Below are 17,375 nucleotides of genomic sequence, written 5' to 3'. Positions count from 1 at the left end.
CCCGGCCGCGAGACGCGACCGGGTGTCGTTGGCGGACTGGGGATTCGGCGATGTTCGACGAGTGGCACACACAGCGGTAGCGGAGCTTCCGCCACCCCCGACCTTGTGTGCCACTCGTCCGCCGAGACGTGTGCGGCACGATCCGCGCTCGGGCGGATCAGCGCTGTCAGGCGCAGGCGGCCGACTGCTGACCGAGGTTGGTCAGCATTCCGCAAGCCCACGCCTTCTGGACCTTCCAGGTGCCGTTCTCGGCGACGAACGGCACGTCCGCGATGTTCTCCTGACCGTTGAGCACGATCTTGGCCTTGGCGTTGATGGTGTCGCCGAAGGCGGTCACCTCGGTCACCACGACACTCGCACCGGTCTGCCCGTAGGCCTCCGCGAGCCGGCCCGGCAGCTCGGGATCGGCCTCGGCGCCCTGAATCATCGCCAGCTTCTCTTGGTTCGGCACCGCCGGATCGAGCGCCCGCTGCAGTTGCGTGTTCAACTGCTCCACGCTCGGCACCGGCGGCACGTTCGCCGCGGCACTGGCCTTGGCGCTGGTGGTGGTGCGGACCGGCTTGGCATCCTCGCTCTTGTCGTCGCTGCCGCACGCCGTCATGCTCAGCGCGGCCGCGACGGCCAGGCCTGCGATCGCGACTCTTCCGGTCTTGCGAAGCTTCAACTCAGGTCCTTTGCGTTCGAATCGGACGACGTCACCGGCGACCCGTGCAGTTCGCCGTGCATCGAAACCTACTCAGCGGCTCTGTGGGAACTCTGAGATCGCGTTGTGGCGGGCCGAAGAGTCCAAAGACGCGCGAACCAAAACGCCCGGTCCCAGGCTGCAGCCTGGGACCGGGCGTGACGAAAAGGCAAGTGCGGCAGGTGCCGCGGCCCCGATCAGCGCTACCGGACGGAGTCCGTCGAATGTCCGCGCACGACCGGAGCGGAGGCGGAGGTACGCCTCACCAGCCGCGTTCGGCGAGCCGGTGCGGCTGCGCGATCTCCTCGACGTTGATGCCGACCATGGCCTCGCCGAGACCACGCGAGACCTTCGCCAGCACGTCGGGGTCGTCGTAGAAGGTGGTGGCCTTGACGATGGCGGCGGCGCGCTGCGCCGGGTTGCCGGACTTGAAGATGCCCGAGCCGACGAACACGCCCTCGGCGCCGAGTTGCATCATCATGGCGGCGTCGGCCGGGGTGGCGATGCCGCCCGCGGTGAACAGCACGACGGGCAGCTTGCCGGTCTCGGCGACCTCGCGGACCAGCTCGTAGGGGGCCTGCAGCTCCTTGGCCGCGACGTAGAGCTCGTCGGCGGGCAGCGCGGCGAGCTTGCGGAGCTCCTGGCGGATCTGGCGCATGTGGGTGGTCGCGTTCGACACGTCGCCGGTGCCCGCCTCGCCCTTCGAGCGGATCATGGCCGCGCCCTCGGTGATGCGGCGCAGCGCCTCGCCCAGGTTGGTGGCGCCACAGACGAACGGAACGGTGAAGTTCCACTTGTCGATGTGGTTGGTGTAGTCGGCGGGGGTGAGCACCTCGGACTCGTCGATGTAGTCGACGCCGAGGCTCTGCAGGATCTGCGCCTCCACGAAGTGGCCGATGCGGGCCTTCGCCATGACCGGGATGGAGACGGCGCTGATGATGCCCTCGATCATGTCGGGGTCGCTCATCCGGGACACGCCGCCCTGGGCGCGGATGTCGGCGGGCACCCGCTCCAGCGCCATGACCGCCACCGCGCCCGCGTCCTCGGCGATCTTGGCCTGCTCGGGGGTGACGACGTCCATGATCACCCCGCCCTTGAGCATCTCGGCCATGCCGCGCTTGACGCGGGCGGTGCCGACGGTGTTGGTGGTCTCGGGCGTGGTCACGGCAAACTCCTGAGTCATGTGCGCCTATCAAGTCGCGCGGAACGAAACGACCTCATTCTAAGTGGGTCGAGAAAGCCACTTGATAGCCAGTCGAGGGCCACTGGACTGGTGCCGAGATCGGCTCGGGGTCCAGCTGGGCGCGACGTGACGTACGCCATGTCCGCCGGGGATCACCCGCCGGATCCCGGCGAACCCTCCGCTGCCGAGCGAGCCGGCGCACTCACGGAATCGCCGGGTCCACCGGACTCAGATCGGGTTCACCACCAGCAGCTGTGCCCAGTACTCGGCGGCCGCCGGACCGACGATCGGCAAAAGGAAATCGAACAGCAGATACGACATGAACTAGCTACCTCCAACACCAGACAGGAAACGCTCCGCACCGTCGAGGAGCACCGAATCCGGATACCCGCCGGGGCGCGATCCAGTCACGAAGCTATCACGATCGTGAAGCAGATCACAGGCGCGTCAAGTGGGCTCAGCGGATGGAACGGACCTCGGGATCGTCGGATCCGGCCGCGATCGTGGCGGCCTCCGGGAGCAGTTCGTCGAGGTGGTAGGGGTAGACGGTCTCGCCGGACCGGTCGATGGCGGCGATGTCGGCGGGTGCGCACCACCGGTGCCCGGTGATGGATCGACGCTCGATCACGGTGGGGCTGCCCGGGTCGGGCGTGAAACCGCGCACCCGCAGCGCGAAGAACAGCTCCTCGGCGCGGATCAGCTGCCCGTCGAACGGGAACACCGCGACGCGCCGCCAGATCGGACCGCGCAGGCTCTCCGTATCGGCGCGGTGCCCGGTCTCCTCCCACAGTTCGCGCACGGCGGCGGCGCGCAGCGTCTCCCCCGGCTCCACCCCGCCGCCGATGGTGAACCAGAACGAGACCTGCGGGGTCTTCGGATCGTTACCGCGCATCAGCAGCACCCGGTTCTGCTCGTCGAGCAGCACGATCCGCGCCGACGTCCGGATGGTGTCCACCGAGAGACCGGTCGACGCGGCGGGAGTCGCGCGCTCGGTGATCTCGAAATACGTGGGCAGCGGCGCGGTGCCGCCCAGGTGCAGCAGGCGCACCGGACGGCGGGTGCGCAGCGCGAGCGTGTCGCGGACCGCGTCGTTGTGGAAGCGCCGGGCGATCAGCACCCTGGCCTCCGCGTCGGCGAGCTCGGCGACCAGCTGCGGGCGCAGTTGCGCGATATCGACGGCCGACAGCGCCGAGGAAAGCTGGTTCTCCACCGTCTCGCGCTCCGCGCGTCCGGCGCGTTCGGCCCGATCGGCCAGGCCGGACAGGCGTTTGGCCTGGTCGGCGAGCGCCGGATCGGAGACCGGGCCCGCGATCGCCATCGCCACCGCGCGGGCGACCACCGCCCGCCGCGCCAGCGCCGAGTCCAGCGCCTGCCAGGACTGGTCGGAGCGCACGTGCAGCCGGTCCAGCCGGTTCGCCGTGGAGTAGGCCCACAGGCCGATCGCGACGACGATGGCCGCGACGAGTGCGAGAACGAGGACCGTTGTGGCCGAGAAGGTGATCATCCGGCGGCACGCACCCGGATGTCGCCGATGGTGACGGTCTCGTACACGCGCAGGATCTGCTCGGCCACCACGGGCCAGTCGTATTCGCCGACCACCTGATTCGCGGTGTGCACCAGCGATTCCCTGCGCACCTCGTCGGTCAGCACGGAGTTCAGCGCGGCCGCAAGCCGAGCCGAATCGCCGACGGGGACGAGCACGCCCGCGGTTCCGTCGCGCAGTACCCGGCGGAACGCGTCGAGTTCGCTGGCCACCACGGCGGTGCCCGCGGCCATGGCTTCGATCAGGATGATGCCGAAGCTCTCGCCGCCGAGGTTCGGCGCCACGTAGACGTCGGCGCTGCGCATGGCCGAGGCCTTCTCCTCGTCGGAGACCTGGCCGAGAAAGCGCAGGTGCCCGGCGTTCGGCCCGGCCTCGCGGCGCAGTCGCTCCTCGTCACCGCGCCCGACGATCAGGATCTCCACGTCGGGGTGGCGGCGCACCAGCTCCGGCAGCGCGCCGAGCAGCACGTCCATGCCTTTGCGCGGTTCGTCGTACCGGCCGAGGAACAGCACCGTACCGCCCGCCCGCGGGTAACCGGGCAGCATCGGCGCACGCGCGAAGGCGGTGACGTCGACGCCGTTGGGAATCTCCACCGCGTCGGAGCCGAGCGCCTCCACCTGCCAGCGCCTGGCCAGCTCCGAGACCGCGATCCGGCCGCTGATCTTCTCGTGGTACGGCCGCAGCACGCCCTGAAAAGTGCTGAGCACCAAGGATTTCGTGGTCGAGGTGTGGAACGTCGCGACGATCGGGCCCTCGGCGATCTTGAGCGCGAGCATGGACAGGCTCGGCGCGTTGGGCTCGTGGATGTGCAGCACGTCGAAATCGTTGCCGTCGATCCAGCGGCGGATCCTGGTGTAGGCCATGGGCCCGAAAGAGAGCCGGGCCACCGAGCCGTTGTAGGGAATCGCCACCGCGCGTCCGGCCGAGACCACGAACTCCGGCAGCGCGGTGCCCTCCGAGGCGGGCGCGAGCACGCTCACCCGGTGCCCGCGCTCGATGAGCACCCTGGCCAGGTCCACCACATGCGCCTGCACACCGCCGGGCACGTCGAACGAGTACGGGCAGACCATGCCGATCTTCACGAGGCCTCGTCTCTGCCGTTCTGTGCCGCCAGCTCGGTCTGCGCTGCGGCGATCCTGGCCCGGCGTTCCTCGGACAGATCGCTCTCCCACAGCGGTTGCAGCATGTGCCAGTCGGCCGGGTGCGCGGCGATGTTGGCGGCGAAACGGTCCGCAAGCAGCTGCGTCGCCGCCGCCACGCCACCCGAGACATCCACCGGCTCTTCGCATTTCAGGCCCCAGGCCTCCACGTCGTCGTCGGCGACGGTGAACCAGGCGTGCACCGGCACGAGCGCGGCGCCGGTCTCGACGGCCAGCTTGGCCGCCCCCGCGGGCAGCCAGGTGCGCTCACCGAAGAAGGTGACCGGCACTCCGCGACCGGTGAGATCGCGCTCGCCCATCAGGCAGACGATCTTGTTGTCGCGCAGGCGATCCGCCAGCACGCCGAACGGCGGCTGCTCGCCCCCGGTCAGCGGGAACACCTCGAAACCGAGGCTCTCCCGGTAGGCGACGAAGCGCTCGAACAGCGACTCCGGCTTCAGGCGCTCGGCGATCGTGGTCAGACCGCCGTAGTTCTGGACACACCACATCCCGGCCATGTCCCAGTTCCCCGAATGCGGCAGCACCAAGATCACGCCGCGCCCCTCGGCCAGCGCCGCGTCCAGGTGCTCCAGTCCGTCCACCGGCAGCCGCGCCGACTTGCCCAGCGCCGCATGATCCATCGTCGGCAGCCGGAACGCCTCGCGCCAGTACCGCGCGTAGGAGCGCATGCTCGCCCGGATCAGGTCGTCGGGCACCTGCTCCGGCGGCACGTCGAGCACGCGGGCCAGATTGCGCCGCAACTGGATCGGGCCGCCGTTGCGCGCCGCGCGTTCGCCGCCCCAGTCGAACAGCCTGCGCGCCGCGCCCTCCGGAAGCGCACGGACCAGTCGCCAGCCCGTCGCGTATCCGGCGTCGCTCAACCGTTCCGCGATACTCACCGCTCCCCCGATCCCACACCACCGACGATACGACCGAAAACCTGGACCAGTGCGCGGACTTCCGGCGCGCTCACCGCGCCTCCTGCGGCGCGGCGGGCGGGATCACCTCGCGCGCGCCGGGCGAATTGCGCACCGCGAGCACCCGCTGGAACACCGTCACGATGCTGAGCACCGCGAGGATCCACATGGCCACGTGCACCGCCCAGGTGAGCCACTCGATTCCCCAGTGACCGCCGAGCCCGGTGAGGCCCGCGCCGACGAGCACGATGATCAGCCGGTCGGGGCGCTCGATGATGCCGCCGTCGGCGGACAGGCCGCTCGCCTCGGCGCGCGCCTTGGCGTAGGAGATCACCTGCGAGGTCACCAGTACCACCAGGGTGGCGAAGAACAGCCACTTGCTGTGCTCGTGGTACACCGCCCACCAGGCCAGGCCGCCGAAGATCGCGCCGTCGGCGACCCGGTCGCAGGTGGCGTCCAGCACCGCACCGTATTTCGTGCCGCCGCCGCGGGCGCGCGCCATGGCGCCGTCGAGCATGTCGAACATGACGAACAACCAGATCACCATCGTTCCCCAGAACAGGTGACCGGTCGGGAAGAGCGTGACCGCGGCGGTGATCGAGGCGGCCGTGCCGATCAGGGTGACGGCGTCCGGCGTCAGGCCGGTGCGCACCAGCGCCTTGCCCAGCGGAGCGGTGGCCTTGGCGAACGTCTCGCGGCCGAAGAAGCTCAGCACCGGCTACACCCGCGCCCGGTCGGTTCGGACGAACGACGCAGCGCGACGGTGGTTCACTCCGTCTCCTTCCACGCGGCGGCGAGCAGGGCTCTGGTCTCGCGCAGCAACTGCGGCATCACCTTGACCCCGCCGACCACGGTGATGAAGTTCGCGTCGCCGCCCCAGCGCGGCACGATGTGCTGGTGCAGGTGGTCGGCCAGCGAGCCGCCCGCGATGCCGCCGAGATTGAGCCCGACGTTGAAGCCGTGCGGGCGCGAGACGCTCTTCATCACCCGGATGGCCCGCTGCGTGAACGCCATCAGCTCGGCGCTCTCGGCCTCGGTGAGGTCCTCCAGGTTGGCCACCCTGCGGTACGGCACCACCATCATGTGCCCGGGGTTGTACGGGTACAGGTTGAGCACCGCGTACACCAGCTCACCGCGGGCGACGATCAGGCCGTCCTCGTCGGACATCTTGGGAATGTCGGTGAACGGGTGTCCGGTGGCGTCCGTCGGACGGGATCCCGCGGCCTCGGTGATGTACGACATCCGGTACGGGGTCCAGATTCGTTGCAGCCGATCGGGGTCGCCCGCGCCGATGTCCACGATGTTCCCCTGCTCCGTGTCGTCCAAGCCGTACAGCCCGTCCGCGGTCATGCCCGGCCCGCCGACACGATCTCGAACCCCTCGGCAGTGGGCGAGGTGTTCTCGCGGCGCGCGATCCACGCCACGACGGTGGCCACCGCGTCGGCGACCGGCACCCCGTTGACCTGGGTGCCGTCCCGGAAGCGGAAGCTCACCGCGCCCGCGTTCACGTCGCGCTCGCCTGCGAGCAGCATGAACGGCACCTTCTGCGCGGTGTTGTTGAAGATCTTCTTCTGCATCCGGTCGTCACTGCGGTCCACCTGGGCGCGGATGCCCTGGTCGTGCAGCAGCTCGATCACCCGATCCAGGTGCGGCGCAAAGGCTTCCGCGACCGGGATGCCGACGACCTGCACCGGCGAGAGCCAGGCGGGGAAGGCGCCCGCGTAGTGCTCGGTGAGCACGCCGAAGAAGCGTTCGATGGAGCCGAACAGCGCGCGGTGGATCATCACCGGCCGCTGCTTGGTGCCGTCGGAGGCGGTGTATTCCAGGTTGAAGCGCTCGGGCAGGTTGAAGTCGAGCTGAATGGTCGACATCTGCCAGGTGCGGCCGAGCGCGTCCTTGGCCTGCACCGAGATCTTCGGACCGTAGAACGCCGCCCCGCCCGGATCGGGCACCAGTTCCAGGCCGGAGGCCGAGGCGACCTTGGAGAGGGTCTCGGTGGCCTCCTCCCAGATCTCGTCGGAGCCGACGGACTTCTCCGGGTCCTTGGTGGACAGTTCCAGGTAGAAGTCGTCCAGGCCGTAGTCCTTGAGCAGATCGAGCACGAAGCGCAGCGTGTCGGTCAGCTCCGCGTGCATCTGCTCCTTGGTGCAGTAGATGTGCGCGTCGTCCTGGGTCATGCCGCGCACCCGGGTCAGGCCGTGCACCACGCCCGACTTCTCGTAGCGGTAGACCGAGCCGAACTCGAACAGCCGCAGCGGCAGCTCCCGATACGACCGGCCGCGGGCGCGGAAGATCAGGTTGTGCATCGGGCAGTTCATCGGCTTGACGTAGTAGTCCTGGCCGGGCTTGCGGACGGTGCCGTCCTCGTTGAGCTCCGCGTCCAGGTGCATGGCCGGGAACATGCCGTCCTTGTACCAGTCCAGGTGGCCGGAGACCTCGAACAAATGACCCTTGGTGATGTGCGGGGTGTTCACGAACTCGTAGCCCGCGGCCACGTGGCGGCGGCGCGAGTACTCCTCGAGCTCCTTGCGGATGATGCCGCCCTTGGGGTGGAACACCGGGAGGCCGGAGCCGAGTTCGTCGGGGAAGCTGAACAGGTCCAGTTCCAGGCCGAGCTTGCGGTGATCGCGGCGCTCGGCCTCGGCGAGCAGGTGCAGGTGCTCGTCCATGGCCTCCGGGGATTCCCAGGCGGTGCCGTAGATGCGCTGCAGGTCCTCGCGGTTCTGGTCGCCGCGCCAGTAGGCGGCCGAGCTGCGGGTCAGCTTGAAGGCCGGGATGAACTTGGTGGTGGGGATGTGCGGGCCGCGGCACAGGTCGCCCCAGATCTTCTCGCCGGTGCGCGGATCCAGGTTGTCGTAGACGGTCAGCTCTTTGCCGCCGACCTCCATGACCTCGGGGTCGTCGATGCCGGACTTGTCGCTGATCAGCTCGAGCTTGAACGGCTCCCCTGCCAGCTCGACGCGGGCCTCGTCGATCTCCACCACGCGACGCGAAAAGCGCTGCGCGCCTTTGACGATCTTCTTCATCCGGGATTCCAGCTTGGCCAGATCCTCGGGAGTGAACGGGCGGTCGACCCGGAAGTCGTAGTAGAAGCCGTCCTTGATGGGCGGGCCGATGCCGAGCTTGGCTTCGGGGAACTCCTGCTGCACGGCCTGGGCGAGCACGTGCGCGGCGGAGTGCCTGATCACGCTACGGCCGTCCTCGGTGTTCGCGGCGACCGCCTCGACCTCGACGTCGGTGTCCGGAATCCAGGACAGGTCCTTGAGCGCGCCCTCGGCGTCGCGCACCACGACGACGGTATCGGGTCCCTTGGTCGGCAGACCCGCCTCGCGCACCGCGGCGCCCGCCGTAGTCCCGGCCTGCACCCGGACGAGGGTGGCTGGGCTTATCGGGGCTGAGGTGGTCACGGCTGCGCTCTCCTTGGCGTTTACGTGGGCGGGCCTGTTCCCGCGCGGCGGCACCGGGCGGCAATCGCTCCGGCGCGACCAATGCTAGCGGTCCCGCCGACGCGCGATTCGCGCCGGTCGCGAGCGCCTCGGGCCTGGCCGCACGAGCCGGTGGCCGTGTTCCCCGCCGGGTTCTGGGCGTATCCGGTGCGGGGTCGGTGTGCTCGCGAAACCTGGTGTCGCCGTGGGGTAGCTCGTTGTCGGCGTGTCGGCACCCATCTTGCAGCACATCCGTGCGCGCGCAACTCGAATATCGCCGCCGCGAGCGGACCGGATCAGGACTCCGCGGCGAGCTTCGCGAGCAGCGCCTCGCGTTCGGCGACGGGGCGTTTGGGGCAGCTCGTGCACATCTCGCAGCCCGGGATCTCGAAGACGAGGCAGCAGGAGATCCGGCGGACGAAGGTGCGGCCGCCGATCGTCACGAAGCGCGGCGCGGGCAGCTTCCCGCCCACCAGCGCGGCCAGCTCGGCTCCCGCTTCGCCGTCGCCCGCGTCCAGGGCGCGGTTGCCCATCGCGTCGGCGACGATCGCCCACAGCGCGGGCACGCCTGCCCCGGACACGGCGGCCACGGCCGGGATCACCACGGCCAGGGTCTCCCGCAGGACAGCCGCGGACCGCGCGGCGTCGGGTGCGTCACAGGCGGCGATCCGGACGCGCTCGACGCCGCCGTCGGGGCGGATCTCGCAGTCGATGCGATCGAGCGCCGGTTCCCGCGGCGGCCCCGTCGCCGCGGCGCGCGCCAGCGGCTCCACCAGCGCGGAGGCGACCATGCACCACCACAGCGTGCCCGCGATACGCGGCGAGGAGGTACCCCAGGACCGGCCCATCTCCGCGATCCGCGCGGTCAGCCAGTCCGGCCGCGTGAGCGTCGTGCCGGGGACCGTGCTCACCACGCCAGGGGACTGCGCAACCATTCCGATTCGACTCCGATCCAGCCGCCGACCAATCCGAACGTGCCGAGAACCCAGAGCGTCGCGACCACCAGCAACACAGTGGCTATTGCCGCGGTCGCCCGCATGGCCACGCCCAGCGAGGCATACCAGGCCATACCCTGCCGGTACCTGTCCCGCAGCCAGGCCAGCGCCCGGCGCGCCCAGGCGAATTCGGTGGCGAGGATGCCGAGTCCGGCGAACACGATCGCCCAGCCGGGACCGGGGTACGGGATCGCCAGGATGCCGAGTGTCAGCACCAGAACGCCGATCACCGCCACACCGATCCGGTAGGCGAGGTTCAGCGTAGGCCGGTTGGCGACTCCGGTGCGGAAGGCGCGCCACCCGGTCGGCTCGTCGGTCGGTCTCTGGTCCAGCTCGGCACTCACATCAGCCAGCGTACGAGAACGCCGGCACCTGGCATCGCGATCGCACGCTGGCAAACACGGAGAAAACCCGCGGGAACCGAGGCGGCTCCCACGGGTCGTCCCTGCGTATCGATCAGACCAGCGCGGGCACGGCCGCGTCATCGATGTGGGCCAGCCCGTCGACCGTCACCTCGATGACCCGCGCGTTGGCGATGTCGAAGAACAGACCCGAGACACGGACGCCGCGCGCGAGCACCGCCCTGTGCACCGCCGGGTGCCGGTGCAGCGTCTCCAGCTGCAGCGCGACATTCACCATGCTCAGCTGGTCCACCTCGCCGTAACCCGCGACGCGGGCGGCCTCGGCCACCGGATGACCGGCACGGAACCTGTCCAGGCTCGGATGCGCGTGCGCCAGCCACGGCCCGATGCCGGGACCGGTGTCCGCGCCCGAGTACAGCGCCTTCATGGCGCCGCAGGACGAGTGACCGCAGACGACCACCGAACGCACGTCGAGCTCCTCGAGCGCGAACACCAGCGCCGCCTCCACCGAGGCGTCACCCGCCTCCGGCACCAGGTTGCCGACGTTGCGGACGGTGAACAGATCACCGGGGCCGCTGTTGGTGATGACATTGGGCACGATGCGGGAGTCGGAGCAGGTCAGGAAGAACGAGTCCGGATCCTGCCGGTCGGCCAGCCCGTCCAGGTGCGGCCGCACCACGTGCGCGTGGCTGCGGTGGAAGGCCGCGACGCCCGCGGCGAGCGGGTTGGGGTGTTCGTCCTCGTGCCGCCACGGCCCGAGAATCTCGTCCCATACCGCGCGACCGAAACCGCGCGCGGGCGGTCCGGACAGCGCGTCGGCCATCCGCACGCTGCCGATCTCCACGAACTCGACGCTGCCGCCGCCGTGTTCCTGGTGACGCACCCACTCCTCGATGGCCTCGAACGCGGCGTGGTCGAGGAAGTCGACGGTCATCTCGACCGTCACATCGGCGCCCGCGGGCACCTTGGCCAGCTCGGCGGACAGCTTCGGCAGCGCGAGGAAGGTGCAGGAACCGTCGATGGTGACCAGCCAGCGCTGCGACTGCGGGATCTGCTTGGCGGTGATCGCCACCCGCACCACTCGCCACAGCAGCAGGCCGAAGGCCAGCGCGAGACCGATCATCACGCCCTCGAGCAGGTTCAGGAAGACCACGCCGAGGATCGTCGCCGCGTAGACCAGCAGGTCGCCGGTGCGGCGGGCCAGCTTGATGTGGGCGAGCTTGACCAGCTGGATGCCGATCACGATCAGCAGGCCCGCCAGCGCGGCCTTCGGAATCTGCTGCACGACAGCGGCCAGCGCCACCGAGAACAGCAGGACCCAGACGCCGTGCATGATCGCCGAGGCACGGCCGCGGGCGCCGGCGTGGACATTGGTGGCGCTGCGCACGATGACACCGGTGACCGGCAGGCCGCCGAGCAGGCCGGACAACACATTGGCCGAACCCTGCCCGATCAGCTCACGGTCGAAGTTGGTGCGACGTCCGGTGTGCATCTTGTCGACGGCGACGGCGGAGAGCAGGCTCTCCACGCTGGCGATCAGCGCGATGGTGAGCACCATGATCGCCACCGCGGACCAGCCGCCGTCCGGGATCTGCGGCAATCCGACGGCGTCGAACAGCGAGCCGTCGAGCACGATGCGCTCGACCTCGGTCGGCAGCACCATCGACAGCAGCGTGCCGAGGAACACCGCCACCAGCGGGCCGGGCACGACCCGGATCTTCTCCGGCGCGAACCGCCAGCCGAGCATCACCGCGATCACCACGGCGCCGACCAGCGCGTCGCCGCCGTGCAGCGAGATCAGCTGACCGGGCAGCTCGACGAGGTTGTTCCAGGCCGAGCTGTGCGACGCCCCGCCGAGCAGCACGTGGATCTGCTGCAGCGCGATGGTGATACCGATGCCCGCGAGCATCGCGTGCACCACGACGGGCGCGACAGCGAGTGCTGCGCGCGCGATGCGGCTGAGCCCGAAGATGATCTGCAGCACACCCGCGGCGACCACGATGAAACAGGTGACCCGCCAGCCGAACTTGTCGATGGACTCGGCGACCACGACGGTCAGGCCCGCGGCCGGACCGCTGACCTGCAGGACCGAGCCGCCGAGGGTACCCGCGACGATGCCGCCGATCACGGCGGCGATGAGGCCGGCGGCGACGGGCGCGCCGGAGGCGAGGGCGATGCCGAGCGACAGCGGCAGCGCGACCAGGAAGACCACGATCGACGCAGGTAGATCGTGGCGCAAGACGGATCTCAGACGATCGGACAGAGCGCCAGGGCCTCGGCCCTGCGCGGGTGGGGACAGCGGTGGAGCGAGATCGCTCTCGACAGCCATGACTTCTCCTTCGCCGACTCGACGCCGAGGCGCCGAGGTCGGTTGACGATCAACATGTCCAGCAGGGCAATAGACCGCGAACCGGCATCTCGCGGTGAAGCAGTTCCCGACACGGCACCGGGCCGAGATGTAAACCTGGTCAAGGGTATTGGTAAAGACTTAGCAAAGCCTGAGAACTGCGATGAAAGTGTCACTTTCTATATCGCGATTTCGGTGTGAAATCGTTCACAACTTCATCCAAATACGCCGTCGCACAGCCCCTTCCGTTCGTAATCCGCTCCGCTGACTCAGACCGGCTCGGCCGCGGGATGGCTGCCCGCATCGTCGAACTCCGCGATTCCGTCCACCCGCACCTCGATGACCCGTGCGGTCGCGATATCGAAGAACAGGCCGGACACCACCACCCCGCGCTGCTCGATCCCGCGGCGCACGGCGGGATAGGCGCGCAGCGTCTCCAACTGCACCGCCACATTCACCATGCCCAGCTGATCGACCTCGCCGAACCCGGCCAGCGCCGCGGCCTCGCCGACCGGATGCCCGAGCCGGAATCGCTCCAGCGTCGGCCTGGCATGCGCCAGCCAGTCCCCCAGCCCCGGCCCGGCCTGCACCTCCCGGTGCAGCGCCTCCATCGCGCCGCAGCCGGAGTGCCCGCACACCACCACCGCGCGCACGTCCAGCTGTTCGAGCGCGTAGACCAGCGCGGCTTCGACCGAGACGTCGGTGCCGCCGACCGGCGCAAGATTGCCCACGTTGCGCACGGTGAACAGGTCGCCGGGGCCGCTGTTGGTGATGACGTTGGGCACGATCCTGGCGTCGGCGCAGGTCAGGAAGAACGAGTCCGCGTCGTGGCGGTTGCGCAGGCCGTCCAGGTGCGGGCGCATGAGGTGCGCGTGGCCGCGGTGATAGGCCACGATGCCGGCGGCGATCCGGTCCACCCGGCTGCCGGTGCGCCGCCACGGACCGATCACCTCCTCGAGCACCTTGCGCGCGTGGCCGCGCTCGGGCGGGCCGTGCACCACCGCCGCCATCCGCGCGGCGCCGATCTCAGCGAAATCGACTGCGGCGCCGTGCTCTTCGCGCTGCCGCGCCCAGTCGGTGATCAGCTCGTAGGAGGCGTGGTCGAGGAAGTCGACCGTCATCTCGACCGTCACCGGGACGCCGGGGGGCACCTTGGCCAGCTCCGCGGTGAGCTTCGGGAGCGCGAGGAAAGTGCAGGTGCCGTCGATGGTGACCACCCAGCGCCGCGCGTGCGCCACCGGCTCGGCCACGATCGTCACCCTGACCACCCGCCACAGCAGCAGCGCGACCGACAGCGCGAGCCCGATCGCCATGCCCTGCAACAGATTCAGGAACACCACCCCGAGCACCGTCGCCAGGTAGACGGCCAGGTCGCCGTTGCGCACGGCCAACCGGATGTGCGCCAGCTTGATCAGTTGCACGCCGATCAGGATGAGCAGACCGGCCAGCGCCGCCTTGGGAATCTGCTGCACGAGCCCGGCCAGCGCCACCGCGAAGACCAGCACCCAGAGTCCGTGCAGAACGGTCGCGGCCCTGGTCTGGGCGCCCGCATGGGCATTGGTGATGCTGCGCACGATCACCGCGGCGATCGGCAGGCCGCCGAGCAGGCCGGAGGTCACGTTCGCCGCGCCCTGCCCGATCAGTTCGCGGTCGAGGTCGGTCCGGTTGCCCAGCCGCACCTTGTCCACCGCCATCGCCGAGAGCAGCGTCTCGACGCTGGCGATGAGCGCGATCGTGATCATCGTGACGGCCACCGCGAACCAGCCGCTCGCGGGGATCGCGGGCAGACCGATGGCGTCGAACATCGAGCCGCTCAACACGATTCGATCCACGTGGCTGTGCAGCAGCAGCGAAAGCACCGTCGCCGCCACCACCGCCACCAGCGGGCCGGGCACCGTGCGCACCCGGCGCGGCAGGAAGCGCCACACGATCAGGATCGCGATCACCACCAGACCCGCGCACAGGTCGCCTTGGTGCACCGACATCAGCTGGTGCGGTAGCTGGATCAGGCTCTGGAACGGCGAACTCAGCGACGCGCCGCCTAGCAGCACGTGCACCTGCTGCAGCGCGATGATCACGCCGATGCCCGCCAGCATCCCGTGCACCACCACCGGGGCGATAGCCAGTGCTCCGCGCGCGATCCGGCTGAGCCCGAACAAGATCTGCAACACACCCGCCCCTACGGTGATGAAACAGGTTGCCGCCCAGCCGAAATGGTGGACGCTCTCGGCGACCACCACGGTGAGGCTCGCGGTCGGCCCGCTGACCTGGACTGCCGAGCCGCCGAGCAGCCCGGCCACCACGCCCCCGACCACCGCCGCGATCAGACCCGCCGCGACGGGCGCGCCGGACGCGACCGCGATGCCTAGCGAAAGAGGAAGGGCGACAAGGAAAACCACGACGGAGGCGGGGACATCGTGGTGTAGAACGCGGGCGAGCTGCGACGTCCGTGGTGCGGGATCGGTGTCGGTCGACATAGTTCTCCTTCGCCGTCTCGGCGGCAGCCGATCCGGTTCATCGGGGCAACATGCACTGGCATCGAAAGCGAGCGGCGGGCGAAGCTTGGTGGAGCGACTCGGTGAAGCGCGGAGCGAGCGGGTTCAGCGACGCTGTGGATCCAGCGGGTGAAGCGGCGACCTCAGGCGCACAGGTCACCCTAAGAGTAAAGACTTCGCAAAGCGCGTGGAAAGTTATACGGTGCAGATGGGGCAACTGCTATCAAAACGTGATGCAAGTCACAGTTGCGGCGGGCGTCGGAACCCGCGAAACGGCACGGGCGGACCGGGGTGACCGCCGGTCTGCGGAATTGGTCCTCGCGCAGCAGGTCCTGCCGGATGGTCCGCACGATTCGCCGCGGACAGAACCCGTGCGGTGATGTTGCGAACTCGATTCGCCAAGGGGCGCAGGCGCGCCGAGCCGCAACGCTCGGCCGACGGACGCGTCGGCCGAGCGTTGCGGCTGGGCGAGTTACCGGGCGTCGGCCGCGGCCAGCGCAGGAGCGTTGTCGACGGCGGCCTGCGGGTAGGTCGGGTACTCGATGCCCGAGATGTACTGCACCGTCCGCACCACCTGGCACGAGTAGCCGAATTCGTTGTCGTACCAGACGTACAGGATCGCGGTGTCGCCCTCGACGATCGTGGCATTGGCGTCGATGATCGCCGCGGCGCGCGATCCGATGAAATCGCTGGAGACCACGTCGGTGGCGGCGGTGTAGTCGAGGTTGCGGCTCAACGGCCCGGAGAGCGAAACCTGACGCAGGTACTCGAGCACGTCGCTCTTCGTCGTCTCCCGCTCGAGCTGCAGGTTCAGAATCGCGACCGACACGTCGGGGGTGGGAACGCGGATCGAGTTGCCGGTGATCTTCGCCTTGAAGTCCGGCATCGCCTTCGCGACCGCGGACGCGGCGCCGGTTTCGGTGAGCACGAGGTTGAACGGCGCGGACCGACCGCGGCGGTCGGCCTTGTGGTAGTTGTCCAGCAGGTTCTGGTCGTTGGTGAACGAGTGGACCGTCTCCACGTGACCGCGGACGATGCCGTACTCGTCGTCCATGGCCTTGAGCGGCGGAACGATCGCGTTGGTCGTGCACGAGGCGCACGAGAAGATCTGCTGCGACAGGTCCTGGTCGCGGTGGTTGACGCCGTGCACGATGTTCGGCACGTCGCCCTTGCCGGGCGCGGTGAGGACGACCTTCGCGATGCCGGGGCGCAGGTGCTGTGACAGGCCGTCGCGATCGCGCCACTTACCGGTGTTGTCGATCAGGATCGCGTCGTCGATACCGTACTCGGTGTAGTCGATCGTCGTCGGATCATCGCTGTAGATGAACTTGATCACGTTCCCGTTCGCGATGATCGTGTTGTTGTCGGCGTCGACCTTGATGGTGCCGTTGAACTGGCCGTGCACCGAATCCCTGCGCAGCAGCGACGCGCGCTTGACCAGGTCGCCCTCGCCTCCCTTGCGCACCACCACGGCGCGCAGGTTCAGCCCGTTGCCGGAACCGACCTTCTCGATGAGCAGGCGAGCGACCAGACGACCGATGCGGCCGAAGCCATAGAGGACGACATCCCTCGGGCCCTGCGACTCCTTGTTGCCGTTTGTCACGTCGACCAGGACCGTTTCGGCGAACTCGCGGATCGACAGTCCGCGATCGTCGGCGCGATACGCCATGACCAGCTGACCGATGTCGATCTTGCACGGCCCCAGATCCAGCTCGCTGAGCACTCGCAGGAAGGGAAGGGTCTCGTCCACCGACAACTCTTCGCCCTCGATCTGCCGCGCGAAGCGGTGCGTCCGCAGGATGCTGATCACCGACTTGTTCACCAGCGAACGGCTGTGCAGCAGGATCGTCACACCCTTCGCCCGATACAACGTGCCGATGATGGGAATCATCGCCTCCGCAGCGGCTTCCTGAGCATTCCAGCGGTCAAGTTGTTCGGTAGTCAACACACGTCCTCGGATTTCTCGGTCTCTTCGCCGCAACGATGCTAATGAGGGCCTGGAAATCACAGAGGGCGGATCCCCACTCGTGAGGTCGCCGGGTGGTTGCGCCGCTCGGTCACACGTCTGGTTCGAGCTCTGCTCGCCGGCGCGTCGCGTGGACAGGGACGCGCCAATCGAGTCCTGCCCAAAGCAATTCCGAGCGGAACGACATCGACGGGCTGGCGGTAGTTCCGTCGGTCACCGCCGCACGTGCGAGTTCGAGCCTTCATCGCGCGGCATGACAGAGTAGCGATTGTCACAGCGATGCGGACCACCAGTGCATTGTCTCGCCCATCGCATCCGGGC

Annotated in this window: 13 protein-coding genes; all 13 read right to left on the bottom strand. The window is 69.0% G+C overall.

Going from position 1 to position 17,375, the window contains the following annotated elements; genetic code table 11:
• Positions 1-166: 166 nt before the first annotated feature.
• The 13 genes from ACRWNM_RS27335 to ACRWNM_RS27275 all read right to left on the bottom strand — a co-directional run bounded on the left by ACRWNM_RS27335 (position 167) and on the right by ACRWNM_RS27275 (position 17,033).
• The gene (locus ACRWNM_RS27335) at positions 167-664 is read right to left on the bottom strand and encodes a hypothetical protein (RefSeq protein ID WP_431970960.1); all 498 of its coding nucleotides are present in this window, start codon (positions 662-664) and stop codon (positions 167-169) included.
• A gap of 280 nt (positions 665-944) precedes the next feature.
• Positions 945-1,865, bottom strand: a complete 921-nt coding sequence (gene pdxS, locus ACRWNM_RS27330) for a pyridoxal 5'-phosphate synthase lyase subunit PdxS (protein ID WP_431970959.1) — start codon at positions 1,863-1,865, stop codon at positions 945-947.
• Between the two features lie 457 nt (positions 1,866-2,322).
• Positions 2,323-3,366, bottom strand: a complete 1,044-nt coding sequence (locus ACRWNM_RS27325; RefSeq protein WP_431970992.1) for an NUDIX hydrolase — start codon at positions 3,364-3,366, stop codon at positions 2,323-2,325.
• A complete protein-coding gene (locus ACRWNM_RS27320; protein WP_431970958.1) occupies positions 3,366-4,490 on the bottom strand; it encodes a glycosyltransferase family 4 protein in 1,125 nt (374 codons plus the stop codon). The genes ACRWNM_RS27325 and ACRWNM_RS27320 overlap by 1 nt, the downstream gene beginning before the upstream one ends.
• Positions 4,487-5,446: a phosphatidylinositol mannoside acyltransferase gene (locus tag ACRWNM_RS27315; protein ID WP_431970957.1), complete on the bottom strand. Its 960-nt coding sequence runs from the start codon at positions 5,444-5,446 to the stop codon at positions 4,487-4,489. The genes ACRWNM_RS27320 and ACRWNM_RS27315 overlap by 4 nt, the downstream gene beginning before the upstream one ends.
• Positions 5,447-5,516: 70 nt before the next feature.
• Positions 5,517-6,179 carry a phosphatidylinositol phosphate synthase gene (gene pgsA / locus ACRWNM_RS27310; protein WP_431970956.1) on the bottom strand — a complete coding sequence of 221 codons (663 nt, stop codon included), beginning with the start codon at positions 6,177-6,179 and terminating at the stop codon, positions 5,517-5,519.
• Positions 6,180-6,232: 53 nt separating this feature from the next.
• Positions 6,233-6,814 (bottom strand): HIT family protein, encoded by a 582-nt coding sequence (locus tag ACRWNM_RS27305; protein ID WP_431970955.1) that lies wholly within the window; start codon positions 6,812-6,814, stop codon positions 6,233-6,235.
• Positions 6,811-8,871, bottom strand: a complete 2,061-nt coding sequence (gene thrS, locus ACRWNM_RS27300) for a threonine--tRNA ligase (RefSeq protein WP_431970954.1) — start codon at positions 8,869-8,871, stop codon at positions 6,811-6,813. The genes ACRWNM_RS27305 and thrS overlap by 4 nt, the downstream gene beginning before the upstream one ends.
• A 314-nt stretch (positions 8,872-9,185) precedes the next feature.
• Positions 9,186-9,800: a (2Fe-2S)-binding protein gene (locus ACRWNM_RS27295; protein ID WP_431970953.1), complete on the bottom strand. Its 615-nt coding sequence runs from the start codon at positions 9,798-9,800 to the stop codon at positions 9,186-9,188.
• Positions 9,797-10,228 carry a TIGR02611 family protein gene (locus ACRWNM_RS27290; RefSeq protein WP_431970952.1) on the bottom strand — a complete coding sequence of 144 codons (432 nt, stop codon included), beginning with the start codon at positions 10,226-10,228 and terminating at the stop codon, positions 9,797-9,799. Before ACRWNM_RS27290 ends, ACRWNM_RS27295 begins: the two co-directional genes overlap by 4 nt.
• Positions 10,229-10,340: 112 nt before the next feature.
• Positions 10,341-12,575: a SulP family inorganic anion transporter gene (locus ACRWNM_RS27285; RefSeq protein WP_431970951.1), complete on the bottom strand. Its 2,235-nt coding sequence runs from the start codon at positions 12,573-12,575 to the stop codon at positions 10,341-10,343.
• A gap of 287 nt (positions 12,576-12,862) precedes the next feature.
• A complete protein-coding gene (locus tag ACRWNM_RS27280) occupies positions 12,863-15,070 on the bottom strand; it encodes a SulP family inorganic anion transporter (RefSeq protein ID WP_431970950.1) in 2,208 nt (735 codons plus the stop codon).
• A gap of 490 nt (positions 15,071-15,560) precedes the next feature.
• Positions 15,561-17,033: a glyceraldehyde-3-phosphate dehydrogenase gene (locus ACRWNM_RS27275; RefSeq protein ID WP_431970949.1), complete on the bottom strand. Its 1,473-nt coding sequence runs from the start codon at positions 17,031-17,033 to the stop codon at positions 15,561-15,563.
• Between the last annotated feature and the right edge of the window lie 342 nt (positions 17,034-17,375).

The sequence above is a fragment of the Nocardia sp. bgisy134 genome (assembly GCF_965341865.1).
Taxonomy (GTDB): domain Bacteria; phylum Actinomycetota; class Actinomycetes; order Mycobacteriales; family Mycobacteriaceae; genus Nocardia.
This window is presented reverse-complemented; position numbering and strand designations above follow the sequence as displayed.